Annotated in this window: 22 protein-coding genes and 1 pseudogene; 17 read left to right on the top strand and 6 right to left on the bottom strand. The window is 63.4% G+C overall.

Translation table 11 applies throughout. The features are described from left to right. Nucleotides 1–10 precede the first annotated feature (10 nt). The gene (gene gap / locus P9239_RS06895) at nt 11–1,021 is read left to right on the top strand and encodes a type I glyceraldehyde-3-phosphate dehydrogenase (RefSeq protein ID WP_175945054.1); all 1,011 of its coding nucleotides are present in this window, start codon (nt 11–13) and stop codon (nt 1,019–1,021) included. Nucleotides 1,022–1,081: 60 nt separating this feature from the next. Here gap and P9239_RS06900 read toward each other — a convergent pair whose 3' ends face one another. After that, nucleotides 1,082–1,471 carry a hypothetical protein gene (locus P9239_RS06900; protein ID WP_309749779.1) on the bottom strand — a complete coding sequence of 130 codons (390 nt, stop codon included), beginning with the start codon at nt 1,469–1,471 and terminating at the stop codon, nt 1,082–1,084. A gap of 223 nt (nt 1,472–1,694) precedes the next feature. Beyond that, complete coding sequence (gene fur / locus P9239_RS06905) at nt 1,695–2,123, bottom strand: ferric iron uptake transcriptional regulator (RefSeq protein WP_159836963.1); 429 nt, start codon at nt 2,121–2,123, stop codon at nt 1,695–1,697. Nucleotides 2,124–2,343: 220 nt separating this feature from the next. On the opposite strand from fur, the gene P9239_RS06910 reads away from it, so the two are divergent. The 9 genes from P9239_RS06910 (at nt 2,344) to P9239_RS06950 (ending at nt 11,625) form a co-directional block, all read left to right on the top strand. Further along, nucleotides 2,344–3,138 carry an outer membrane protein assembly factor BamE gene (locus P9239_RS06910; RefSeq protein WP_309749780.1) on the top strand — a complete coding sequence of 265 codons (795 nt, stop codon included), beginning with the start codon at nt 2,344–2,346 and terminating at the stop codon, nt 3,136–3,138. Between the two features lie 127 nt (nt 3,139–3,265). Next, on the top strand, nt 3,266–4,063 hold the full coding sequence (gene dapB / locus P9239_RS06915) for a 4-hydroxy-tetrahydrodipicolinate reductase (protein ID WP_309749781.1): 798 nt from the start codon (nt 3,266–3,268) through the stop codon (nt 4,061–4,063). Nucleotides 4,064–4,076: 13 nt separating this feature from the next. Next, complete coding sequence (locus tag P9239_RS06920; RefSeq protein ID WP_309753920.1) at nt 4,077–4,742, top strand: MotA/TolQ/ExbB proton channel family protein; 666 nt, start codon at nt 4,077–4,079, stop codon at nt 4,740–4,742. A 10-nt stretch (nt 4,743–4,752) separates the two neighbouring features. After that, a complete protein-coding gene (locus P9239_RS06925) occupies nt 4,753–5,175 on the top strand; it encodes a biopolymer transporter ExbD (RefSeq protein ID WP_309749782.1) in 423 nt (140 codons plus the stop codon). Between the two features lie 316 nt (nt 5,176–5,491). Beyond that, on the top strand, nt 5,492–8,086 hold the full coding sequence (gene leuS, locus P9239_RS06930; protein WP_309749783.1) for a leucine--tRNA ligase: 2,595 nt from the start codon (nt 5,492–5,494) through the stop codon (nt 8,084–8,086). Nucleotides 8,087–8,145: 59 nt separating this feature from the next. Next, complete coding sequence (gene lptE / locus P9239_RS06935; protein WP_309753921.1) at nt 8,146–8,697, top strand: LPS assembly lipoprotein LptE; 552 nt, start codon at nt 8,146–8,148, stop codon at nt 8,695–8,697. A 21-nt stretch (nt 8,698–8,718) separates the two neighbouring features. Further along, nucleotides 8,719–9,804, top strand: a complete 1,086-nt coding sequence (holA, locus tag P9239_RS06940; RefSeq protein ID WP_309749784.1) for a DNA polymerase III subunit delta — start codon at nt 8,719–8,721, stop codon at nt 9,802–9,804. A 112-nt stretch (nt 9,805–9,916) separates the two neighbouring features. Further along, nucleotides 9,917–11,188 carry a glutamate-5-semialdehyde dehydrogenase gene (locus P9239_RS06945; RefSeq protein WP_309753922.1) on the top strand — a complete coding sequence of 424 codons (1,272 nt, stop codon included), beginning with the start codon at nt 9,917–9,919 and terminating at the stop codon, nt 11,186–11,188. Nucleotides 11,189–11,208: 20 nt separating this feature from the next. Then, entirely contained in the window at nt 11,209–11,625 is a 417-nt protein-coding gene (locus P9239_RS06950; protein WP_309749785.1) for a CopD family protein, read from the top strand. A gap of 27 nt (nt 11,626–11,652) precedes the next feature. Here P9239_RS06950 and P9239_RS06955 read toward each other — a convergent pair whose 3' ends face one another. Then, on the bottom strand, nt 11,653–12,492 hold the full coding sequence (locus tag P9239_RS06955; protein WP_309749786.1) for a MurR/RpiR family transcriptional regulator: 840 nt from the start codon (nt 12,490–12,492) through the stop codon (nt 11,653–11,655). A gap of 299 nt (nt 12,493–12,791) precedes the next feature. Between P9239_RS06955 and edd the strand changes: the two genes are divergently transcribed. Together edd and eda are read left to right on the top strand one after the other, a co-directional pair. Further along, on the top strand, nt 12,792–14,666 hold the full coding sequence (gene edd, locus P9239_RS06960; protein ID WP_309749787.1) for a phosphogluconate dehydratase: 1,875 nt from the start codon (nt 12,792–12,794) through the stop codon (nt 14,664–14,666). An 88-nt stretch (nt 14,667–14,754) separates the two neighbouring features. After that, on the top strand, nt 14,755–15,387 hold the full coding sequence (eda, locus tag P9239_RS06965) for a bifunctional 4-hydroxy-2-oxoglutarate aldolase/2-dehydro-3-deoxy-phosphogluconate aldolase (protein ID WP_175945030.1): 633 nt from the start codon (nt 14,755–14,757) through the stop codon (nt 15,385–15,387). Between the two features lie 922 nt (nt 15,388–16,309). On the opposite strand, the gene P9239_RS23380 is transcribed toward eda, so the two are convergent. Next, nucleotides 16,310–17,062 carry a hypothetical protein gene (locus P9239_RS23380; protein ID WP_404989711.1) on the bottom strand — a complete coding sequence of 251 codons (753 nt, stop codon included), beginning with the start codon at nt 17,060–17,062 and terminating at the stop codon, nt 16,310–16,312. Here P9239_RS23380 and P9239_RS23385 point away from each other — a divergent pair. The 5 genes and pseudogenes from P9239_RS23385 to P9239_RS06990 all read left to right on the top strand — a co-directional run. Next, nucleotides 17,025–17,360: pseudogene (locus tag P9239_RS23385) on the top strand (hypothetical protein); the annotation flags it as partial. The gene P9239_RS23380 and the pseudogene P9239_RS23385 overlap by 38 nt on opposite strands. A 339-nt stretch (nt 17,361–17,699) precedes the next feature. After that, nucleotides 17,700–18,842 (top strand): YadA-like family protein, encoded by a 1,143-nt coding sequence (locus P9239_RS06975; protein WP_309749789.1) that lies wholly within the window; start codon nt 17,700–17,702, stop codon nt 18,840–18,842. A 107-nt stretch (nt 18,843–18,949) separates the two neighbouring features. Further along, nucleotides 18,950–19,252, top strand: coding sequence for a hypothetical protein (locus P9239_RS06980; RefSeq protein ID WP_309749790.1), 303 nt, complete (start codon nt 18,950–18,952; stop codon nt 19,250–19,252). 231 nt (nt 19,253–19,483) lie between these two features. After that, nucleotides 19,484–20,848, top strand: a complete 1,365-nt coding sequence (locus tag P9239_RS06985) for a GntP family permease (protein WP_309749791.1) — start codon at nt 19,484–19,486, stop codon at nt 20,846–20,848. Between the two features lie 10 nt (nt 20,849–20,858). After that, nucleotides 20,859–21,353 (top strand): gluconokinase, encoded by a 495-nt coding sequence (locus P9239_RS06990; RefSeq protein WP_309749792.1) that lies wholly within the window; start codon nt 20,859–20,861, stop codon nt 21,351–21,353. Nucleotides 21,354–21,422: 69 nt separating this feature from the next. Here the strand turns inward: P9239_RS06990 and purB are convergent, their stop codons facing one another. After that, nucleotides 21,423–22,811: an adenylosuccinate lyase gene (gene purB, locus P9239_RS06995; RefSeq protein WP_309749793.1), complete on the bottom strand. Its 1,389-nt coding sequence runs from the start codon at nt 22,809–22,811 to the stop codon at nt 21,423–21,425. A gap of 89 nt (nt 22,812–22,900) precedes the next feature. After that, the gene (murU, locus tag P9239_RS07000; protein WP_309749794.1) at nt 22,901–23,602 is read right to left on the bottom strand and encodes an N-acetylmuramate alpha-1-phosphate uridylyltransferase MurU; all 702 of its coding nucleotides are present in this window, start codon (nt 23,600–23,602) and stop codon (nt 22,901–22,903) included. Nucleotides 23,603–23,614 lie beyond the last annotated feature (12 nt).

The following is a 23,614-nucleotide window of genomic DNA, read 5'->3' on the forward strand; positions in this document are numbered from 1 at the left end:
GAGATAGACCATGACGATTCGCGTTGCAATCAACGGCTACGGCCGGATCGGCCGCAACACGTTGCGCGCCTTCTACGAGAACGGCAAGAAGCACGACATCGAGATCGTCGCCATTAACGATCTCGGCGACGCCAAGACGAACGCCCACCTCACGCAGTACGACACCGCGCACGGCAAGTTCCCGGGCGACGTGTCGGTGGACGGCGACTACCTCGTCGTCAACGGCGACAAGATTCGCGTGCTGGCGAACCGCAATCCGGCCGAACTGCCGTGGGGCGAGCTGAACGTCGACGTGGTGATGGAGTGCACCGGCTTCTTCACGACGAAGGAAAAGGCGAGCGCGCACATCAAGGGCGGCGCGAAGAAGGTCATCATTTCCGCGCCGGGCGGCAAGGACGTTGACGCGACCATCGTGTACGGCGTGAACCACAATGTGCTGAAGGCATCGGACACGGTCATCTCGAACGCTTCGTGCACGACGAACTGCCTCGCGCCGCTCGTCAAGCCGCTGAACGACAAGATCGGCCTCGTCAACGGCCTGATGACCACGATTCACGCCTACACGAACGACCAGGTTCTGACCGACGTGTATCACGAAGACCTGCGCCGCGCGCGCTCGGCCACGCATAGCCAGATTCCGACGAAGACGGGCGCTGCGTCGGCGGTCGGTCTCGTGCTGCCGGAGCTGAACGGCAAGCTGGACGGCTACGCGATCCGCGTGCCGACCATCAACGTGTCGGTGGTGGATCTGTCGTTCATCGCCGCACGCGACACGACGGTCGAAGAAGTCAACAAGATCATGAAGGAAGCGTCGGAAGGCGAGCTGAAGGGCATTCTCGGCTACAACGACGCGCCGCTCGTTTCGGTCGACTTCAACCACAACCCGGCTTCGTCGACGTTCGACGCGACGCTCACCAAGGTGTCGGGCCGTCTCGTGAAGGTATCGAGCTGGTACGACAACGAATGGGGCTTCTCGAACCGCATGCTTGATACGGCTGTGGCACTCGCGAACGCGAAGTAAGTTCCGGCCCGCTGGAATGACAGAGCCGCTCTTCGGAGCGGCTTTGTTTTTGGTGCGGCGTTATGCGAGCCGTTCGCGCAGGAACGATATGACATACGGCGTGGCGGCCGCCGCAACCGCCGATGCCGTGCCCGGATCGAGGCCCATGCGTGCGCCGATCGATTCGGCGATGCGTCCGGTCAGCACGCCTTCGCCGCCGTCTGCCAGCGATTTGAAGAAGCCATCGCCCCGCACGAGACCAGCGGCGAACGCGGCGAAGAAGCTCTTGCCGGGATGGTCGCCAAGCAAGCCCTGGCTTTGTTCTTCGGCGTGCGTGTGCGCCGTTTCCGCAGCCGTACTAAGCATTTGCTGACTATCTTCCGGGCTAAAGCCCTGATCGGTGAGCGCCTGAGTGGCTTGCACACCGTGCGACGAAGAGAGAAATTCCGATACGAGTTGTTGCACGTCCATTGACGTTACTCCTTTTGACGTTCGCTCATTGCAGGTCCGCGGAAAGCAGATTGAAGCCGCAGAGGGCTAGTGATCGCCGGCGGCCGTTGCCAGGACATCGGCGGTCGCGGGAAGTGCCATCGCGACAATTGCGGACGGTATAGACGAAACGAAACCGCCGTCCATCGAAGCCGATGGACGGCGGTTTTCGCAATCGCGGCGCGCCCGGCCGGGCGCGCGTCGCTCAATGCTTGCGGTGCGGGCAGTTTTCCTTCGTGCACGCGCCGTAGAGCGCCAGCGCGTGCTCGTGCAGCTTGAACCCGCGTTCTTTCGCGATGGACTGCTGGCGGCGTTCGATTTCCGCATCGAAGAATTCTTCGACGCGCCCGCAGTCTATGCAAACGAGGTGATCGTGGTGCGAACCTTCGTTCAGCTCGAACACAGCCTTGCCCGATTCGAAGTTGCTTCGCGACAGCAGGCCCGCCTGCTCGAACTGCGTGAGCACGCGATACACGGTAGCGAGCCCGATATCGAGCTCTTCGTTGAGCAGGTTGCGATACACGTCTTCAGCGGTCAGGTGGCGCACCGGACTATGCTGAAAGATCTCCAGAATTTTGAGGCGGGGCAGGGTCGCCTTGAGCCCGATATTTTTCAGATCGGAGGGATTGGTCATGGCTAGGCATCCCTAGAGTACAATTCAAGGTTCTCATAGTAATGCGTTTTTCCGAATCCTGACATCTCATGCGGAAAGCACGCGGAAAGGACGCAGAAGCGCACGCAGGAAGCGTATCGAGAGCGGAGCGAGAAGCGCGGCGTTATCAGTGTCATCGGCGCTGTGCGCGAAAGGTGAAATGATCTCAAAATTTTTATCGAATTGCAGGGAGAGCCGTCGCATGCGGGGAACCATCATCGCAGCAACCCTCGCCGCGTTGCTCGCGGGTTGCTCGACGTACGACAGCGTCACGCAGAAGATCGCGCAGAGCATCACGCCGTATCGCATTACGGTCGTGCAGGGCAACTTCGTTTCGCAGGAAGCGGCAAGCCAGATGCAGGTCGGCATGTCGCGCGATCAGGTCAGGCAACTGCTCGGCACGCCGCTGCTTACCGACATGTTCCACGCCGATCGCTGGGACTACGTGTTCTACTTCAAGCGCGGTTCGACCGCCGTGGTGCAGCAGCGCGACTTCATCGTGAACTTCGCGAGCGATCGCGTCGTGAGCTGGTCGGGCGGCGAGAATCTGCCGTCCAACCTCGAACTGCTCGCTGAAATCGACGGCGACAAGGGCGTGAAAGTCGCGAAGCCCGTAGCGGCGCCCGCAGCGGTTGCGGCGGCATCGGCAACGGCGGCGTCGGCCGTGACCGCGCCGGCCGGCGAACCGTCCACGCAGCCGAACACGTCGGCTGCGTTCGCCGGCGATGCCAATCAGCAAGCCGCGCAGGCCGCGAATCGGGCGACGGCGCAAGTCGAAATGCCGACTGGCCGTACCCAGTCGTCCGTGCGCCCGAATGTTCCGCAAAGCGCGGGCGCGGCGCCCGGCGCGGCGAGCGTCGGCGGCAACTCGCAGATCCAGTTGCAGCGCAAGCCGCAGACGATCACGATTCCGGACAGCAGCGCCGTCGGTCCCGCCAGCACGTCGCCGACGCCGGCCAACGCGGGCGGACAAGCGCAATTCACCATGCCGCAGTAACGCGGCCAGGCATCATGGCCGGGAGGGCGCGCCGCTCGCGTCTTTCCGGGCAGACCGGCGTCGCGGGCGTTAGCGCGTGACGCCGTATCAATCCGCCGCGCTCGCCGCGGTCCAACACGAGACAGCCATGAAGATCGCCATCGCCGGGGCGTCGGGCCGCATGGGCCGGATGCTGATCGAAACTGTTCTGAACGACCCTGAAGCGCAACTCGTCGGCGCGCTCGACCGTCCGGGCGTGCCGCAGCTCGGGCAGGACGCGGGCGCGTTCCTCGGCAAGACAACGGGCGTCGCGCTCACCGACGACATCGAGCGCGTGTTCGCCGACGCCGACTATCTGATCGACTTCACGCGTCCTGAAGGCACGCTTGCTCATCTGGACGCGGCGCTGCGTCACGACGTGAAGATGGTGATCGGCACGACGGGTTTTTCGGACGAGCAAAAGGCGCAACTGAAGCAGGCGGGCGACAAGATCGGCGTCGTGTTCGCGCCGAACATGAGCGTCGGCGTGAACGTGACGCTCAAGCTGCTCGAATTCGCCGCAAAGCAATTCGCGCAGGGTTACGACATTGAAATTATCGAGGCGCACCATCGGCATAAGGTGGATGCGCCGTCCGGCACCGCGCTGGCGATGGGCGAAGTGGTGGCCCGCGCGCTCGGCCGCGACCTGAAGGACTGCGCCGTTTATGCGCGCGAAGGCGTGACCGGCGAGCGCGATCCGTCGACCATCGGCTTCTCCGCGATACGCGGCGGCGATATCGTCGGCGATCACACGGTGCTGTTCGCGGGCATCGGCGAGCGCATCGAGATCACGCACAAGTCCGCGAGCCGTCTTTCCTACGCGCAAGGCGCGCTGCGTGCGGTGCGCTTCCTCGCCGCGCACGAGAAGGGCTTCTTCGACATGCAAGACGTGCTCGGCCTGCGCTGAGACGCACATGGCGATGGCGGCAACGGGCGTTATCCACTATCTGCAAAGCGGCGATGCCGTCACGCATGCGGTCGCGGGCGTGCTGCTCGCCATGTCGCTCGCGAGCTGGTGTTTCCTGCTCGTGAAGGCGTGGGTGCTCGCGCGCGCGAAGTGGCAGGGGCCGCGCGCGCTGCAACGCTTCTGGCAGGCGTCGACGCTGAAAGACGGCATCGGCGCGCTGCGAAGCGCGGATCGCGAGCGTGTGTATCTGCCGCTTGCCGAAGCAGCGTGGCGCGCCTCCGAAGCGGAAGTGCCGGGTGCGCTGCTCGCGCGCGTCGAGCGTAACGAGCGTGTGCTGCGCGCGCTGCGTCAGGCGCTGCTTCACTCGCAACGCAGGCTCGAATTCGGCCAGGTTTTGCTCGCGTCGGTGGGCAGCACGGCGCCGTTCGTCGGCTTGCTCGGCACCGTCTGGGGCATCTATCACGCGCTCGGCAGCATCGCGGCGAGCGGACAGGCGATGATCGAAAACGTCGCGGCGCCGGTCGGCGAGGCGCTCATCATGACCGCGTTCGGGCTCGTCGTCGCCATTCCGGCCGTGCTTGCGTACAACGTCCTCGGCCGCTATGTGCGGCAAATTTCGGAGGAACTGGACGGCTTCGCGCACGATCTGCACGCGTTCGTGTGCGGCGAGACGCAGTAAGGAGCGCGCGATGGCCTTCGGCGGACTCGACAAAAAGCCCAACGGCTCCCCCATGGCCGACATCAACATGACGCCGCTGATCGACGTCATGCTCGTCTTGCTGGTGATCTTCATCATCACGGCGCCGCTTTTCACGCACGCCATCCGGCTGGATTTGCCTAAGGTTTCGTCGCAGGCCGCGCGCGAGACGCCTCAGACCATCACGCTGTCCATCGACGACGCCGGCAAGCTCTACTGGAACGACGCGCCGATCAGCGCGAACGAAATGCGCGCGCGCTTCGCCGCGGCGGGCAAGGCGGCCGAGAAGCCGGAATTGCATTTGCGGGCGTCGAGCGCCACGCGGTACGAAATCGTCGCTCAAGTCATGGGCGCCGCGCAGCAGGCCGGAATCGAGCGGATCGGGTTCGTCACGCAGCCGGTGCAGGCGCAATAAGACGTTCGGATTCGGCCTATGCCGTTCGGCTGAATTGCCGGACGCCTGTGGGCCGCGCAGACTTCCAGCAAGTGGCCAGAAAACGCTCGGCTAGCGGCTTTACGAATCCAGGACACGCGGGGAGCGGACGGTATAATCGCCCTTTGCCCGTCCAAGGCGTCCCGCGTCAATCAGAGCAGGCCCGATTCCGCCGTTTCATCCCGCGAGTCGCAGGCCGTTCGACCACGCACCGTCTGGATTCGCCACTGCAGCCAGCGCGGTAACGCCCAACGAAGCTCGCGCCCGTCCACAGCATCAAGCGTAAAGCCATCACACCATGCACGATAAATACGTACCCGCCGACGTCGAATCCGCCGCGCAGAGCACCTGGCGCGCGAACGACGTCTACCGGACGACCGAGACGTCGACTAAGCCCAAGTTCTACTGCGTCTCGATGCTGCCGTATCCGTCGGGCAAGCTGCATATGGGCCACGTGCGCAACTACACGATCAACGACGTGATGTACCGTTATCTGCGCATGAACGGCCACAACACGCTCATGCCGATGGGCTGGGACGCGTTCGGCATGCCCGCCGAAAATGCCGCGATGGCCAACGGCGTGCCGCCCGCCAAGTGGACGTACGACAACATCGCGTACATGAAGAAGCAGATGCAGTCGATGGGTCTTGCCATCGACTGGTCGCGCGAAGTCGCCACGTGCTCGCCCGAGTACTACAAGTGGAACCAGTGGCTGTTCCTCAAGATGCTGGAAAAGGGCATCGCCTACAAGAAGACCGGCACGGTGAACTGGGATCCGGTGGACCAGACGGTGCTCGCGAACGAACAGGTGATCGACGGGCGCGGCTGGCGCTCGGGCGCGCTCGTCGAGAAGCGCGAGATCCCGATGTACTACCTGCGTATTACCGATTACGCGGATCAACTGCTCGACGATCTCGAAGGCCTCGGCTGGCCCGAGCGCGTGAAGATCATGCAGCAGAACTGGATCGGCAAGAGCTTCGGCGTGAACTTCGGCTTCCCGTATGAAATTGACGGCGAAGCGAAGCTGCTGCGCGTCTTCACCACGCGCGCCGATACCATCATGGGCGTGACGTTCGCGGCGATCGCGGCGGAGCATCCGCTTGCCACGCGTCTTGCGCGCGACAACGCCGGTTTGCAGGCGTTCATCGAGGAATGCAAGCGCGGCGGCGTCGCGGAAGCCGACGTCGCCACGATGGAAAAGAAGGGCATGGCGACCGGCTTTTTCGTCACGCATCCGCTGACGGGCGAGAAGGTTGAAGTGTGGATCGGCAATTACGTGCTGATGTCCTACGGCGAAGGCGCCGTGATGGGCGTGCCGGCGCACGACGAACGCGACTTCGCATTCGCGAAGAAATACGACTTGCCGATCAAGCCGGTGATTGCCGTCGAAGGCAAGACGTACTCCACGCAAGCCTGGGAAGAGTGGTACGGCGACAAGACGGCCGGCCGCCTCGTGAACAGCGGCAAGTACGACGGTCTCACCACCGACGAAGCGATCAATGCGATCGCCGCCGACCTGAAGGCGAAAGACTTGGGCGACAAGCAGGTCACGTGTCGTCTGCGCGACTGGGGCATCTCGCGTCAGCGTTACTGGGGCACGCCGATCCCGATCATTCACTGCCCGAGCTGCGGCGACGTGCCGGTGCCGGAGAAGGATCTGCCGGTCGTGCTGCCCGAAGACCTCGTGCCGGACGGCACGGGCAATCCGCTCGCCAAGTCCGAAGCGTTTCTCAACTGCTCGTGCCCGAAGTGCGGTGCGGCAGCGAAGCGAGAAACGGACACCATGGACACGTTCGTCGATTCGTCGTGGTACTTCTCGCGCTATAGCGCGCCGGACGCCGCGACGATGGTCGACGAACGCACCGATTACTGGATGCCGATGGACCAATACATCGGCGGTATCGAGCACGCCATTCTTCACCTGCTGTATTCGCGCTTCTGGACCAAGGTCATGCGCGACATGGGCCTCGTGAAGTTCGGTGAGCCTGCCAAGAATCTGCTCACGCAGGGCATGGTGCTCAACGAGACGTTCTACCGCGAAGACGCGAGCGGCAAGAAGACCTGGTACAACCCGCTCGAAGTGACCGTGTCGCACGACGACAAGGGCCGTCCGACCGGCGCGACGCTTATTGCCGACGGGAAGCCGGTCGTGCTCGGCGGCGTCGAAAAGATGTCGAAATCGAAGAACAACGGTGTCGATCCTCAGACGCTCATCGACCAATACGGCGCGGATACCGCGCGTCTTTTCGTGATGTTCGCGGCGCCGCCGGAGCAATCGCTCGAATGGTCGGGCGCGGGTGTCGAAGGTGCGAGCCGCTTCCTGCGCCGCGTGTGGCACTTCGCGCACGACAACGCAGAGGCACTGCGCCAGCATCGCAAGCTCGACGCATCCAAATTGGGCGATACGGATCGCGCGCTGCGCCGCGAAATTTACACCGTGCTGAAGCAAGCCGATTTCGACTACGGCCGCCTGCAATACAACACGGTCGTCTCGGCCGCGATGAAGATGCTCAACGCGCTCGACAGCGCGAAGAACGCGGGCGAAGGCGTGCTGAACGAAACCTTCGGCGTGCTGCTGCGCGTGCTGTATCCGGTCGTTCCGCACATCACGTTCCAGTTGTGGTCGGAACTGGGCTATGCCGACGAATCCGGCCCGTTGCTCGACGCGCCGTGGCCGAAGGTTGACGAAGCCGCCCTCGAGCAGTCGGAAATCGAACTGGTGCTGCAAGTGAACGGCAAGGTGCGGGGGGCGTTGACCGTGGCGAAGGACGCATCGCGCGAAGCGATCGAGCAAGCGGCTCTCGCGCACGAAATGTTCGAAAAATTCTCGGAAGGCCGCGCGCCGAAGAAGATCGTGGTGGTGCCGGGGCGTCTCGTCAACGTGGTGGTCTGATGGCCAAAACCTGTGAATTCGATGTGCGCGTGAAAGCCGTTGAGAAAGGCGCGGCGAGCGTGAGCCGGCGCTCGTTTCTCGCGCTGCTCGGCGGCGCGGTCGCACTGTCCGCGTGCGGCTTCCAGTTGCGCGGCCAGCAGGACTACGCCTTCAAACGCCTCGCAATCAACGGCGGCGCGCCGCAGATGGTCGGGCGGCTCGAACGCATGGTGCAGGGCGGAAGCGATACCGTTATCGTGAAGGCCTCGGAGAAGCCGGACGCGACGCTCTTTCTCAACGAAGGACAGGGTGTCACCACGCTCAGTCTTAATTCTGAAGGCGTGATCCAGGAATACGAACTCGTCTATAACCTGGGCTACACGCTCGTCGGTGCGGATGGTGTCGTGCTAATTCCGCCAAGCACCATTGCGCTGAATCGTGCGATGACCTACAGCAACCAGTACACGCTCGGAAAGTCGCAGGAAGCTACGCTGCTCTTCAACGACATGCGCAACGACGCCGTGGATCAGCTGACGCGCCGTCTGGCGGTCGTGCGTTCGCTGCATCCGACGCCGGCGGAGCAAACGCCGGGCATCGCGCCGCGGGCCCCGCTGCCCACGCCGCCGCTGTAACGCGCCGCGCGACCGGTCATCATGCAGCTGAAGCTCGACGCGCTCGAAGCGCACCTCGCCAAAGGCCTGAAGGCGCTGTACGTCGTGTATGGCGACGAGCATCTGCTCGCGCAGGAAGCGTGCGACCGCATCCGGGCCGCCGCACGTGCGGGCGGCTTCACGGATCGCACGGTGTTCACGGTCGAGCGCGGGTTCGACTGGAGCGCGCTCATCGGCGCGACGCAGTCGATGTCGCTCTTCGGCGACCGTCAACTGATCGAATTGCGCATTCCGACGGGCAAGCCGGGCAAGGAGGGCGGCGAGGCGCTGAAGACGCTCGCCGTTGCCGACAACCCGGACGTCGTCACGCTGGTCACGCTGCCGCGCCTCGATTCCGCGACGCAGAAGTCCGCGTGGTTCACGGCGCTCGCCGGTGCGGGCGTCGCGCTGAAGGTCGATCCGGTCGACCGCGCGCAATTGCCGATGTGGGTCGGCCAGCGGCTCGCGCAGCAGGGGCAGCGAGTCGCGCCGGGCGAAGAGGGGCGGCGCGCGCTCGTCTTCATCGCGGAACGTGTCGAGGGCAATCTGCTTGCCGCGCATCAGGAAATTCAGAAGCTCGGGCTGCTCTATCCGCAAGGCGTGCTCACATTCGAGCAGATTCAAGATGCAGTGCTGAACGTCGCCCGCTATGACGTCTTCAAGCTGAACGAGGCGATGCTGACGGGAGACGTCGGCCGTCTTTCCCGCATGCTGGACGGCCTCAAAGGCGAAGGCGAAGCGGCCGTGCTCGTGCTGTGGGCGCTCGTGGACGAAGTGCGCACGCTGTTGCGCATCAAGCGCGGCGTGACGTCGGGCAAGCCGCTCGCCACGCTGCTGCGCGAGAACCGCGTGTGGGGACCGCGCGAGCGGTTGATCGGCCCGGCGCTTTCCCGTGTGACCGAAGACGTGCTCGAACGCGCGCTCGCGCTCGCGGCGCGGCTGGATCGGCAGGTCAAAGGGCTCTCGGGTCGTTCCGGCAGCGCCGGCGCGCGCGGCAGCGAGCCGCCGCCCGATCCGTGGGCGGGCATGTTCGAGCTGGCGATGGCCGTGGCGCAGGGCGCATCGCCGCCGCCGCGACCGCGTCGCTGACACGCGCCACGGCTTAGAATGACTCTTCGCGCGTCCCGGTATCCACAGAGCCGCGTGCGCCCCTCAGCTTACTGATGCCGCCCTTTCGCAACCGGCATACGGAATGATCCAGATGAACATCGACCAGTACATGACCGACCTCGGCCGCCGCGCGCGCGTGGCGTCACGCGCGATGGCGCGGGCGTCGACGGCGGCGAAAAACGCGGCGCTCGTCGCGGTGGCGAACGCGATCGAACGGGAGCGCGACGCGCTCAAGGCCGCGAACGCGCGCGATCTGGAGAGAGCCCGCGAGAAGGGTCACGACGCGGCGTTTATCGACCGTCTGACGCTTTCGGACAAGGCGCTCGGCACGATGGTCGAAGGTTTGCGGCAAGTCGCTGCGCTGGCCGATCCGATCGGTGAGATCAGCGGGCTCAAGTTTCGTCCGACGGGCATCCAGGTCGGGCAGATGCGCGTGCCGCTCGGCGTGATCGGCATCATCTACGAGTCGCGGCCGAATGTGACCATCGACGCCGCCGCGCTCTGCCTCAAGTCAGGCAACGCGACAATTCTGCGCGGCGGTTCCGAGGCGCTCGAATGCAACACCGCGCTGGCGAAGCTGATCGGCGAGGGATTGCAAGCAGCCGGACTGCCGCAGGACGCGGTGCAGGTCGTGGAGACGGCGGACCGCGCGGCGGTCGGCAAGCTCATCACCATGACCGAGTTCGTCGACGTGATCGTCCCGCGCGGCGGTAAGAGCCTGATCGCGCGGCTGATGGAAGAATCGCGCGTGCCGATGATCAAGCATCTCGACGGTATCTGCCACGTGTACGTGGATGACCGCGCCGATCTCGCGAAAGCGGCGGCGATCTGCGACAACGCGAAGACGCATCGTTACGGCACCTGCAACACGATGGAAACGCTGCTCGTCGCGCGTCAACTCGCTGACGCCGCGCTGCCCATGCTCGCGCGTGCCTTCCAGGCGAAAGACGTCGAACTGCGTGTGGACGCGGCGGCGCGCAAGGTGCTCGAAGCCGCGCAAATCGGCGCGCTCGTGGATGCCACCGACGAAGACTGGAGCACCGAGTACCTCGCGCCGGTTCTCGCTGTGAAGGTCGTCGAAGGACTGGACGAAGCCATCGACCATATCAACACTTACGGCTCGCATCATACGGACGCCATCGTCACCGAAGACCATGATCGCGCCATGCGTTTCCTGCGCGAAGTCGACTCGGCAAGCGTGATGGTCAACGCATCGACGCGCTTTGCCGATGGTTTCGAGTTCGGCTTGGGCGCGGAAATCGGCATTTCGAACGACAAACTCCACGCGCGCGGACCCGTCGGGCTGGAAGGGCTGACCTCGCTCAAGTACGTCGTGCTCGGTCACGGTGAAGTGCGTCAATAAGAACGAATCAAAGACGAATAATGCTCTGGATCAAGTCGCTGCATATCGTGCTGGTCGCCTCGTGGTTCGCGGGGCTGTTCTATCTGCCGCGCATCTACGTGAATCTGGCGATGGAAAAGGACCCTGCAGCCACCGCGCGTCTCTTGCTCATGGCGCGCAAGCTCTTCCGCTTCATGACGTTCATCGCGGTGCCAGCGCTCGCGTGCGGGCTGTGGTTGTGGCTCGATGTCGGCATCGGGCGTGGCCAGGGCTGGCTGCACGCGAAGCTCGGCATCGTCGCGTTGCTGATCGTGTATCACGCGTATTGCGGCGTTTTGCTGCGCACGTTCGAACGCGGTGAGAACACGCGCTCGGACAAGTGGTACCGCATGTATAACGAGCTGCCGGTGCTCGGGCTGCTCGGCGCGACGCTGCTCGTCGTCATCAAGCCCTTCTGAGACCGGCTTCGTGGGCCGGACCTCGGCTCACGTTCCCACTCTGCGCCGCTCCAGCACGTCCTTCGCTTCGGCCAGCTTTTCCGCCAGATCCGGCCCGCGCGCCAGCGCCAATCCCACCGCCAGAATGTCGCCGATCGCGAGATGCGAGACGCGCGATGTCATCGGCGAAAAAATGTCCGTGTCTTCATCGACGTTCGCGAAAAGGCCGACGCTTGCCAGTCTCGCGAGCGGCGAATTGCCGTGCGTGATCGCGATGACCTTCGCCCCGCCATTCAGCGCCGACTTGCAGGCGTCGAGGATATCTTTCGTGCGTCCGGTGTTCGATATCGCGACGACCACGTCGCCCGGTCCGAGCAGCGCCGCGGACGTCGTGTATGTGTGCGGGTCGGCATATGCGACGGACGGCACGCCGAGCCGGAAGAACTTGTGCTGCATGTCGAGCGCGGCGATGCCCGAGCCGCCTGCGCCGTAAAACTCGATGCGCCGCGCATCCGCAAGAATCGCGATGGCCGCCGCGACGCTGTGCGACGACAAACTATTGCGCACCGCGATGAGGGCGCCGATGGTGCGGTCCAGCACCTTCGCCGCGACGCCGGCGGCGGGCTCGTCGCTCCGAACGTCGCGGTAGACCGTGGGCACGTCCGCCGCGACGCTTTGCGCGAGACGTATCTTGAATTCACGGAAGCCGGAAAAGCCGAGCGCCTGACAGAAGCGCGCGATGGTCGGCTGGCTGACGCCAGCCCGGGCGGCAAAGTCGGTCATCGAAAGGTCCAGGACTTCGCGTGGCGCTTCCAGCACATAATCGGCGAGCTTGCGCTCGGACGGGCGCAACTGCTCGCGCATTGCTTCGACTTGGGACAGCAACATCGGAAAACTCGCTTATGCTGGAAATTTGCCTGCGACTATAGCCGATGACCGGCCTTGTACAAATACTACATATTACCGAGGCGATTTATCAGGGATTTCCCTTGGATGTAGACAGCGGAAGGCATGGAGTTACGCGTCCGCTGAATACAAGGCTGCGTCGGCCGCGTTGTCAGCATGTAGTTTTTCTACTAATATGCTGCAAACGGCCATTTACACTACAACGACGCAGCCGCCGTTCTTCGCGATTGTCCAACCCATAACTCGACGGCATGCGCGCCGCAGTGAGACAAGGAGCTTCGATGGTTTCCCCGCATTCACAACTCAAGAAAGTCACCGACCGCGTGATCGAGCGCAGCAAGGCCACGCGTGCCGCGTACCTCGCGCGCATCGACGCGGCGCACGGTAAGTTTCCGGCGCGCGGCGCGTTGTCGTGCGCCAATCTCGCCCACGGTTTCGCCGGACTCGAAGGGCAGGAGAAGATCGCGATCAAGGCGGTGCGCGAGCCGAACATCGGCATCGTGTCGTCTTATAACGAGATGCTTTCCGCCCACGCGCCGTATAAGAGCTTTCCCGACATCATCAAGCAGGCGGCGCGAGAACACGGCGGCATCGCGCAATTCGCGGGCGGCGTGCCGGCCATGTGCGACGGCATCACGCAGGGCAACGCAGGCATGGAACTGTCGCTGTTCTCGCGCGAAGTCATTGCCATGAGCACGGCCGTCGCGCTCACGCACAACATGTTCGACGCGGCGCTGTGCCTCGGCGTCTGCGACAAGATCGTGCCGGGCCTGGCCATCGGCGCGCTGCAATTCGGGCACTTGCCGACCATTTTCGTCCCCGCCGGCCCGATGACGAGCGGCCTCACCAACGACGAAAAAGCGAAGGTTCGCCAGGAGTTCGCGACCGGCAAGTGCAACCGCGATGCGTTGCTGGAAGCCGAAGCCGCCGCGTATCACGGCCACGGCACGTGCACGTTCTATGGCACGGCGAACAGTAATCAGATGCTGATGGAAGTGATGGGGCTGCATCTGCCGAGCGCGGCCTTCGTGCATCCGCACACGCCGCTGCGCGATGCGCTTACCGCCGAAGCCGCGCGCCGCGTGCTCGATCTCACAATTGAACGCGGCAACTACACGCCGATCGGCCATATCGTCGACGAGAAGGCGATCGTCAACGGCATCGTCGCGCTGCTCGCAACGGGCGGTTCCACCAATCACACGCTGCACCTTGTGGCGATCGCGCGGGCGGCGGGCATAGTGATCGACTGGAACGACTTCGACGAGTTGTCGCAGGTCGTGCCGCTGCTCGCGAAAATCTATCCGAACGGCAAGGCCGACGTGAACCACTTCCACGCGGCGGGCGGCGTGGCGTTTCTCGTGCGCAACCTGCTGGAAGGCGGCTTGCTGCACGAAGACGTGCAGACGGTCGCGGGCCGCGGCTTGTCGCATTACACGAAGGAGCCGAAGCTGATCGACGGCAAGCTGCGGTGGGTCGATGGCGCCGCCGAAAGTCACGACACCAAGGTGCTGCGTGGCATTCGCGAGCCATTCCAGCCGGACGGCGGCTTGCGGCTGATGCAAGGAAAGCTCGGGCGTGGCGTCATCAAGATTTCGGCGGTGGCGCCGGAGCATCGCGTGGTGAAGGCGCCGGCGATCGTCTTCAATTCGCAGGAGGAAGTGCAGGAAGCGTTCGACAACGGAGAGCTGAAGCGCGATTTCGTCGCGGTCGTGCGCTTCCAGGGCGCGCGTGCGAACGGTATGCCGGAACTGCACCGGTTGACGCCGCTTCTCGGCGTGCTGCAGGATCAGGGCTTTCACGTGGCGCTCGTCACGGATGGCCGCATGTCGGGTGCATCGGGCAAGGTGCCCGCCGTGATCCACGTTTCGCCCGAGGCGTTGCTGCACGGGCCGCTCGGCAAGGTGCGCACGGGCGACATGCTGGTGATCGACGCGCCGGCGGGCGTGCTCGACATCGAAATCGATGCGCGCGAATGGGCGTCGCGTGAAGTCGAGGCGCCGGCGAATCAGGCGGAAAACGAAGTCGGCTTCGGGCGCGAACTCTTCGGCGTGTTTCGAAGCGCGGCGTTGCCGGCCGAGGAAGGCGCATCGGTGTTCGGTGCGATGATCGGCGCGACCGCGACTGCGAGCCATGCGGATCGTCAAATGGCGCATTGACGGGTCGGAACTCACGCCGCAGCTCGAACCGGATGGAAACCCGCGGTCCGACAGAGAGTCGCCGCACATGAAACAGGAGTCGCATCACATGAAAACGGTAAGCGAAATCGTGCGTCTAGGCCCGGTCATTCCGGTGCTCGCATTCGATTCGGTGGAGCAGGGCGAGCACGTATCGCGGGCGCTGCATGCGGGCGGCGTGAAAGTGCTCGAAATCACGCTGCGCACCGCGGCGGGCATCGGCGCGATCGAGCGCGCAAGTCAGTTGGCGGAAGACATCGTCGTCGGCGTCGGCACGATCACGAAGCCGGAGCACTGCGAGCAGGCCAAGAAAGCGGGCGCACAGTTCGGCGTGTCGCCGGGTTTGACGAAGGACATGCACAAGGCCGCACAGGACGCTGGGCTGCCGCTGCTTCCCGGCGTGATGACGCCGAGCGACATCATCACCGCGATGGAACTCGGCTATGAGATCGTGAAGTTCTTCCCCGCGCAGCAGGCGGGTGGTGTTCCCATGCTGCAGGCGTTTTATGGGCCGTTTCCGAACCTGAAGTTCTGTCCGACGGGCGGCATTACTGCGGAAACGGCGTCGCTGTTTCTGGCGCAGCCGAATGTGGTTTGCGTCGGGGGATCGTGGCTTACGCCGAAGGCTGCGCTCGCTGCGCAGAATTGGGAGGAAGTGACGCGGTTAGCGCGCGCGGCGAGCGAGCTTGCGCCGCAGAAGTAGCGCAACGGGTGAAGGGCGGGTGTCCGGGCCTTCGGTCACCTCGTGTCATCGAGGCAAGGCTCTTGTTGTCGGGAGCGATGAGCCGAGGTTTAGGTGGCGTATTCACAGTTCGCGGTGCATTCGCCGCGGACGCCCTTTACACGATAGCCAAGCGCTCAGTCGATTGCACTGAACGCTTGGTGTCTTGCAGTCGACCGCTGCTAGTGCAGCTGAGATTAGCGGTCCCGAAGCTGCGGCTGCGAAATGTCAATGGTCACGTTTGTCGACGAGGTCGAAGCGGAACTGCTTTTCGTCGAACCGCCTGCCATTTGCGATTGTGCCAATACAGTACGATCAATTTTAATCATAAGCACCTCTGTTTGCTTTACGTCATTGAACTGGCTTCTCCTGCGCGAGAAAATGCCGTCTCTCATCTAGAACTGCGCTCTATCGTCATTGCTGGAGTCCTGATAATGAGCGGAACACGTCTCACTGCAGCGAGCGCGACGAAAACGAACCAATGTCTCAAGTGAATTTGAGTTTCGACTCGAGACAGGTTAATTCACTCACGTCATGCGCGTTGGCATATTAGCAGTTGCTTCGCATGGAATTAACGCTGATTGGTCTTAAATCGAACGGGAACAAAATGATAAAAAGCAGCAGTCGCGTCAACTAATAGCCGATGCGCTTCTAATAAGCGCCGATATCTGCTGATTGGCGGGCACATCGCACGGTCGGCGGCAGCCCGAAGACTAAGTCCACCTCCGCTCGCCGGCAACCGCGCGATCGACCCGATCAGGCCGTGCAGCGTCTCCCCGAAATTGCCGGTAATCTCCTGCCCCTTCCGTTCGTTTGGCTCAGCGTCTCTCGGCTCGTTGCGAATCCTGAAACGTTAGGACGACTCTTATAAATATCCGGATTGCTGGGAAAACTAGAAAATCTTCTATATATTCAAGCGTAGGTTGAGCTCGCTGTCGAGCTCGACCTCGGCGGGCATCAACTCGCTGTCCACGGGCCTGAGCTCGCTGTCCACGTCGACTTCGACCGCGGTCAACTCGCTCTCGACGGGCGTGAGTTCGCTGTCCACCTCGACCTCGACGGCCCTCAGCTCGCTGTCGACCGGTGTGGATTCGCTCTCGACGGGCGTCAACTCGCTGTCGACCTCCACCTCGACTGCGATCAGCTCGCTGTCCACGGGTGTGAGCTCGCTGTCCACGGGCATCAGCTCGCTGTCCACGGGCATCAGTTCGCTGTCGACCGGTGTGAGCTCGCTGTCGACTTCGACGTCGAGCGCGATCAGCTCGCTCTCGACGGGCGTGAGTTCGCTCTCGACGGGCATCAGCTCGCTGTCCACGGGCATCAGTTCGCTGTCCACGGGCGTGAGCTCGCTGTCGACTTCGACCTCGAGCGCGATCAGCTCGCTCTCGACGGGCGTGAGCTCGCTGTCCACGGGCATCAGTTCGCTCTCGACTGGCATCAGCTCGCTGTCGACTTCGACCTCGAGCGCGATCAGCTCGCTCTCGACGGGCGTGAGTTCGCTGTCCACGGGCATCAACTCGCTGTCGACTTCGTCGTCCACGGCTATCAGTTCGCTGTCCACGGGTGTGAACTCGCTGTCGAGCTCGACTTCGACGGCCATCAGCTCGCTGTCGACGGGCGTGAGTTCGCTCTCGACGGGCATCAGCTCGCTGTCCACGTCGTCGTCGACTGCAATCAGCTCGCTGTCGACCGGTGTGGATTCGCTCTCGACGGGCGTCAGTTCGCTGTCCACGTCGTCGTCGACCGCGATCAGTTCGCTGTCCACGGGTGTGAGTTCGCTGTCCACGGGCATCAACTCGCTGTCGACCTCAAGCTCGACGGCGATCAGCTCGCTGTCCACGGGCGTGAGTTCGCTGTCCACGGGGCTGAGCTCGCTGTCCACGTCGACTTCGACCGCGGTCGATTCGCTCTCGACGGGTGTGAGCTCGCTCTCGACGGGCCTGAGCTCGCTGTCGACTTCGTCGTCGACGGCCATCAGCTCGATGTCCACGAGCGTGAGTTCGTTGTCCACGTCGACCTCGACGGCGATCACGTCGCTGTCCACCGGTGTGGATTCGCTCTCGACGGGCGTCAACTCGCTGTCCACGTCGTCGTCGACCGCGATCAGTTCGCTGTCCACGGGTGTGAGCTCGCTGTCGACGGGGATTAGTTCGCTGTCCACGGGTCTGTCCTCGCTGTCGACCGGCTTCAATTCGCTGTCCACATCGATTTCGACCGGCGTCAGCTCGATGTCGACCACGGTCAGCTCCATGTCGACGGGCATCAATTCGATCTCGACGACGGTCAGCACGGCGGTGGACACCATCACGAGCCTGTCGACCGCGGTCAGCACCGCGACGAACGGCGGCGGCATGAAGTACTTCCACGCCAACTCGGTCCTGATCGACTCGTCGGCGACGGGCAAGAACTCCATCGCCATCGGCGGCAATGCTTCCGCAACGGCGGAAAACTCTGTCGCGTTGGCGACGAACGCGGTCGCCGACCAGGCGAACACGGTCTCGTTCGGCAACAGCACGGACAAGCTGCGGATCACCAATATTGCTGACGGTATCGCCAACAGTGACGTTGCCACGGTCGGCCAGTTGAAGCAGTCCGGTCTGTACGACGGTGGCAACAAGGCCACGAAAACTGCGGTCACGTTCGACACCGACGCCAACGGCAACACCGACTACAGCAACATCACGCTCGGTGGCGTCGACGGCACGCAGATTCATGACGTGCAGGCGGGCATCGCGCCGACGGATCTGGCCAACAAGGCCCAGTTGGACGCGCTGTCAAGTTCGATCCAGAACGTGACGGCGAGCGCCAATCCGTTGTTCGCAGCTGACGGCGACCGGACGACGGAAGCGGCAGTCGCGAGCGGCCCGCACGCAACGGCGGCCGGTGCGAACGCCCACGCAACCGGCATGAACACCGCCGCCTATGGCACGGACTCGCTCGCAAGCGGCAACTACGCCACTGCGATCGGCGCGAACAGCCAGGCGACGGCGGACAACTCCGTTGCTCTGGGTGCGAGCTCGGTGGCGGATCGTGCGCAGACGGTATCGGTGGGTTCGGCTGGAAACGAACGTCAGATCACGAACGTGGCTGCGGGCACGCAAGACACGGACATGGTCAACGTCAAGCAGTTGGACGATTCGGTGGCGCAAGCCAACAGCTATACCGACAGTGCTGTCGGTGGCATGCAGAGCCAGGTGAACAGCATCGGTCGTAGCGCCTACTCGGGCATCGCTGCCGCCACGGCGTTGGCGATGGTTCCGAACATCGATCAGGACAAGAAGATGTCCGTCGGTGTGGGCGGTGCGTCGTACCAAGGCTATGCGGCCGCGGCCGTCGCGCTGAACCTGCGTGTCACGCAGAACCTGGTGCTGAAGGCGGGTGCGGGTACGAGCCGTAACGGCACGGTGTACTCCGCCAACGCCTCGTATCGCTGGTAAGCAAGACGCCCGAGGAAACTCGGGCAGACCGGGCGATCGCAGAATGCATCGCGATCGCCCGGTCCCTGCCTGCCGCTACAGCAACTTGTACGAACTGACGAACGAAGATGTCCAAACTTCTTATCACAGCCCTCCTATGCGTCGGCGTCCTTTCGGCGTGTTCGACCGACACGGGCATGACCTACACGGCCCGCAAGGTCAACATCGCCGGGGAGCCGAACGCTTATCGCGTGACCTGCTCGGGTTTGTTCGAGTCGGAGAATGCCTGCACGGCAGCCGCCGCGCAGATCTGTAAGGATCAGCAGGTCGTGCCGGCGCAGTCGGTCGATAGCGTTCCGGGCCGAGGCAATCCTCGCGAACTGACATTCAGGTGCGAAGAGCCGCGCGCTTCGGCGAAGCCGACTGCCTAGTCAACCAAGCAATCAGCCCTACAAACCGACGTTCATTCGAGCGTCGGTTTTTTGCTTTATGGCGCGAACTTTGCGTTTCGTTTGCCGTTTACCGACGCTTTCCCTGCTTACCAGTAGAATTCGGTTCGTCCGCGCCGTGCGCGCGCTTGCCGGACATTGCCCGACGAAGCAGGGCAGCGACGGCAAACGCACGGGCAGCGCAAAAAATCTCAACAAAATCAAGGAGGCGTTATGCCAGCCGTCCACGGGAGCATGCTGCTGCTCTACGCGGTGATTGCGATCGCGGTTCTGATCCTGATGATCGCCCGCTACAAGGTCTACCCGTTCCTCGTGCTCATGATCGTGTCGGTGTTGCTGGCCCTCGCGGTCGGGATGCCGATGGACAAGATCGTGAAGTCGTTCGAAACGGGCAACGGGAACACGCTCGGCCATATTGCGGTCGTCGTCGGTCTGGGCACGATGCTCGGCAAGATGATGGCCGAATCGGGCGGCGCCGAGCGCATCGCGAATACGCTGATCAATCTGTTCGGCGAGAAGAACATTCACTGGGCGATGATGGTCGTCGCGATCATCGTCGGCTTGCCGGTGTTCTTCGAGGTCGGTTTCGTGCTGCTGATTCCGATTGCGTTCAACGTCGCGAGGCGCACCGGCAAGTCGCTGCTGCTGATCGGCCTGCCGATGGTCGCAGGGCTTTCTGTCGTGCATGGTCTCATTCCGCCGCACCCGGCCGCGCTGCTCGCCGTGCAGGCGTATCACGCGGATATCGGCAAGACCATCGCTTACGGTCTGATCGTCGGCGTGCCGACGGCGATCGTCGCGGGTCCGCTCTTCGCGCTGCTGATCCACAAGTACGTCAAGCTGCCGGATGCCAACGCGCTTGCTGATCAGTTCACGCAAAAGCATGGCGACACCGAGAAGAAGCGCGATCTGCCGAGCTTCGGCATCACGCTGTTCACCATCTTGCTGCCGGTTATTCTGATGCTGGTCGGGAGCTGGGCGGATCTGATCTTCGCGCCGAAGACCTTGCCGAACAATTTGCTGCGCTTTATCGGCCAGTCGGATATGGCGCTCTTGATTGCCGTGCTGGTCAGCTTCTGGACCTTCGGCGCGAAGCAGGGCTTCAACCGCGACCAGATTCAGAAGTTTTGCGGCGAGTGTCTTGCGCCGATCGCGGGTATCACGTTGATCGTGGGGGCGGGCGGCGGTTTCGGCCAGGTTCTGCGCGATAGCGGCATTTCGCAGCAGATCGTCTCGACAGCGTCGTCGGCAAACTTGTCGCCGCTGTTGCTCGGCTGGTTCGTCGCTGCGCTCATTCGTCTCGCGACGGGTTCGGCCACGGTCGCCATGACGACCGCGTGCGGCATCGTCGCGCCGGTCGCAGCCGCGGCGGGCGGTCACGTCAGCCCGGAACTGCTGGTGCTGGCGACGGGCTCCGGCTCGCTGATCTTCTCGCATGTGAACGATGGCGGCTTCTGGCTGATCAAAGAGTATTTCGGGATGACGGTCGGACAGACGTTCAAGACCTGGTCGTTGCTCGAAACCATCATTTCCCTGATGGGACTCGGTTTGACCCTCGCACTCGCGACGGTCGTGTAAGGAGTTTTAGATGATTCTCATCGCGATGGGCGTGTCGGGCGCCGGCAAAACCCGAATCGGCGAACTGCTGGCGGAGCGCCTGCACTGTGCGTTCACGGACGGCGACGCGTTCCACAGCGCCGCCAACAAAGAGAAGATGCACCACGGCATCCCTCTGACCGACGAGGACCGCTGGCCCTGGCTCAAGACCATACGCGCGGCGATCGAAGAGAAGCAGCGCGCGGGCGAAACGGCGGTTTTCACGTGCTCGTCGCTCAAGCGCTCGTACCGCGATGTGCTGCGCGACGGCGACAAGGACGTGTGCTTCGTCTATCTGCACGGCACTTTTGAGACGCTGCAGGAGCGTCTGCAAACGCGCACCGGGCATTTCTTCGATCCGTCGCTGCTGACGAGCCAGCTCAATACGCTCGAAGAACCGGGCGAGGACGAGGCGATCATCGAGAGCATTGAGAAGACGCCCGAACAGATCGTCGATGACGTAATCGAGAAGCTGAAGACGCGCTGAACCTGCTGTAAAGAAAAAGCCCCGCGCTCGCAAGAGCGTGGGGCTTCTTTTATTGCGCTGCGGCCGGCGTTACGCGATGCGCTTTGCCAGTTCCGCCGCCTTGCCGATATACGACGCCGGCGTCATGTCGAGCAGCAGTTGCTTCGCGTCGGCGGGAATGGCGAGGCCGCCGATAAACGCTTGCAGCGCCTCGCGCGTGATGCCTTTGCCGCGCGTCAGTTCCTTCAATTGCTCGTACGGATTTTCGATGCCGAAACGGCGCATCACAGTTTGCACCGGCTCCGCGAGCACTTCCCAGCAGTTGTCGAGGTCTTCGTTCAGACGCGCCGCGTTCACTTCCAGTTTGTCGAGGCCGCGGATCAGCGCGTCATACGCAAGCAGCGAATAGCCGAACGCCACGCCGATATTGCGCAGCACCGTCGAATCGGTCAGATCGCGCTGCCAGCGGGAAATCGGAAGTTTGTCCGCGAGGTGGCGCAGCGTCGCGTTCGCGAGACCGAGGTTGCCTTCGGAGTTCTCGAAGTCGATCGGATTGACCTTGTGCGGCATCGTCGACGAACCGATTTCGCCCGCCTTCGTGCGCTGCTTGAAGTAGCCGAGCGAGATGTAGCCCCAGACGTCGCGGTCGAGGTCCAGCAGAATCGTATTCGCACGCGCGACGGCGTCGAACAGTTCGGCCATGTAATCGTGCGGCTCGATCTGGATCGTGTACGGATTGAACGTGAGCTTCAGCCGGTTTTCGACGACATCCTTCGAAAACGCTTCCCAGTCGAACTCCGGATACGCCGAAAGATGCGCGTTGTAGTTGCCAACTGCACCGTTCATCTTGCCGAGCAGCGGCACGTGCGCGATTCGCTCGATTGCACGCGACAAGCGCGCCGCGACGTTGGCGATTTCCTTGCCGAGCGTCGTCGGGCTGGCGGGCTGGCCGTGCGTGCGCGAGAGCATCGGCTGTTCGGCGTGCGTGTGCGCGAGCTTGACGAGGCGCTCATGCACCGAACGCAGCGCGGGCAGGATCACGTGCTCGCGGGCGCCGGCCAGCATCAGCCCGTGCGACGTGTTGTTAATGTCTTCCGACGTGCACGCGAAATGGATGAACTCGCTTGCGCGCTCCAGTTCGGGCTGGCCCTTGACCGACTCCTTGAGCCAGTACTCGACCGCCTTCACGTCATGATTCGTGACGCGCTCGATATCCTTGATGCGCGCCGCGTCGTGCGCGGTGAAGCGGCTGACGAGACCCAGCAGAAACTGCTCGGCGGCGTCGGAAAAGCGCGGCACTTCGGCGAAACCCGCACGCGAGAGCGCGATCAGCCAGTGAATCTCGACCGTCACGCGATGGCGCATGAACGCCGCTTCGGAGAGCCAGTCGCGCAGGGCTTCCGTTTTGGCGGCGTAGCGGCCGTCGAGCGGCGAGAGCGCGGTGAGCGCAAAGAGAGTATCGGGGCGGGTATCGGACATGGTGACGTGTCGGCAGCGGCGTGCGGCTGGAGGGAAAAGACGGAAGAACCGCGCATTTTACCATCGGATGCGTCCCATTCCGGGGGCGCTCAGCGTGCGCGAAGTTCCTTGTCGAGCGACCGCAGCTGTTCCGGCGTGCCGACGTTCTCCCAGCGGCCCTCGTAGAGTTCGCCGCTCGCGCGTCCCTGCGTGATGGTTTCGCGATAGTAGGGCGTCAGCGCGCGACGCGTGCCGGGCGCGAGATCGCGGAACATGCGCGTGTCGTAGAGACCGATGTTGCCGAACGTGTAGCGCGGAGAGCCATCGAGCGCGAGCTTGCCGTCGATCAGCGCAAAGTCGCCGTTCGGATGAAATGGCGGATTGGGCGTCATCACGAGATGCAGGCCGGGCTGTTCGCTGCGCGCGAGTTCGTCGGCGCGTTCCCGCAGCGTCGCGTAGTCGAAATCGCAGAACACGTCGCCGCTCACCGCGATGAACACGCCTTCGCCGATCAGCGGCAACGCCTGCGCAATACCGCCCGCCGTTTCGAGCGCCTCGCGCTCCGGCGAGAAGCGCAACTCGACGCCCCAGCGCGAGCCGTCGCCGAGCGCGCTTTCGATCTGCGCGCCGAGCCACGCGTGATTGATCACAATCGTCTCGACGCCCGCCGCCGCGAGCCGTTCGATCTGCCAGACGATGAGCGGCTTGCCGCCCGCTTCGAGCAGCGGCTTCGGGCACGTGTCGGTGAGCGGGCGCATGCGCTCGCCGCGGCCGGCGGCGAAAATCATCGCCGTCTTCAGGTGTTGGGTCATGCGCGAGTCAAA

It is taken from the genome of Caballeronia sp. LZ062, from assembly GCF_031450785.1.
In the GTDB taxonomy this organism is placed as follows: domain Bacteria; phylum Pseudomonadota; class Gammaproteobacteria; order Burkholderiales; family Burkholderiaceae; genus Caballeronia.

Coding starts and splice junctions, on each gene's coding strand:
- gap (WP_175945054.1), top strand. CDS start 11: ATGACGATTCGCGTTGCAATCAACGGCTACGGCCGGATCGGCCGCAAC.
- P9239_RS06900 (WP_309749779.1), bottom strand. CDS start 1,471: ATGGACGTGCAACAACTCGTATCGGAATTTCTCTCTTCGTCGCACGGT.
- fur (WP_159836963.1), bottom strand. CDS start 2,123: ATGACCAATCCCTCCGATCTGAAAAATATCGGGCTCAAGGCGACCCTG.
- P9239_RS06910 (WP_309749780.1), top strand. CDS start 2,344: ATGCGGGGAACCATCATCGCAGCAACCCTCGCCGCGTTGCTCGCGGGT.
- dapB (WP_309749781.1), top strand. CDS start 3,266: ATGAAGATCGCCATCGCCGGGGCGTCGGGCCGCATGGGCCGGATGCTG.
- P9239_RS06920 (WP_309753920.1), top strand. CDS start 4,077: ATGGCGGCAACGGGCGTTATCCACTATCTGCAAAGCGGCGATGCCGTC.
- P9239_RS06925 (WP_309749782.1), top strand. CDS start 4,753: ATGGCCTTCGGCGGACTCGACAAAAAGCCCAACGGCTCCCCCATGGCC.
- leuS (WP_309749783.1), top strand. CDS start 5,492: ATGCACGATAAATACGTACCCGCCGACGTCGAATCCGCCGCGCAGAGC.
- holA (WP_309749784.1), top strand. CDS start 8,719: ATGCAGCTGAAGCTCGACGCGCTCGAAGCGCACCTCGCCAAAGGCCTG.
- P9239_RS06945 (WP_309753922.1), top strand. CDS start 9,917: ATGAACATCGACCAGTACATGACCGACCTCGGCCGCCGCGCGCGCGTG.
- P9239_RS06950 (WP_309749785.1), top strand. CDS start 11,209: ATGCTCTGGATCAAGTCGCTGCATATCGTGCTGGTCGCCTCGTGGTTC.
- P9239_RS06955 (WP_309749786.1), bottom strand. CDS start 12,492: ATGTTGCTGTCCCAAGTCGAAGCAATGCGCGAGCAGTTGCGCCCGTCC.
- edd (WP_309749787.1), top strand. CDS start 12,792: ATGGTTTCCCCGCATTCACAACTCAAGAAAGTCACCGACCGCGTGATC.
- eda (WP_175945030.1), top strand. CDS start 14,755: ATGAAAACGGTAAGCGAAATCGTGCGTCTAGGCCCGGTCATTCCGGTG.
- P9239_RS06980 (WP_309749790.1), top strand. CDS start 18,950: ATGTCCAAACTTCTTATCACAGCCCTCCTATGCGTCGGCGTCCTTTCG.
- P9239_RS06985 (WP_309749791.1), top strand. CDS start 19,484: ATGCCAGCCGTCCACGGGAGCATGCTGCTGCTCTACGCGGTGATTGCG.
- P9239_RS06990 (WP_309749792.1), top strand. CDS start 20,859: ATGATTCTCATCGCGATGGGCGTGTCGGGCGCCGGCAAAACCCGAATC.
- purB (WP_309749793.1), bottom strand. CDS start 22,811: ATGTCCGATACCCGCCCCGATACTCTCTTTGCGCTCACCGCGCTCTCG.
- murU (WP_309749794.1), bottom strand. CDS start 23,602: ATGACCCAACACCTGAAGACGGCGATGATTTTCGCCGCCGGCCGCGGC.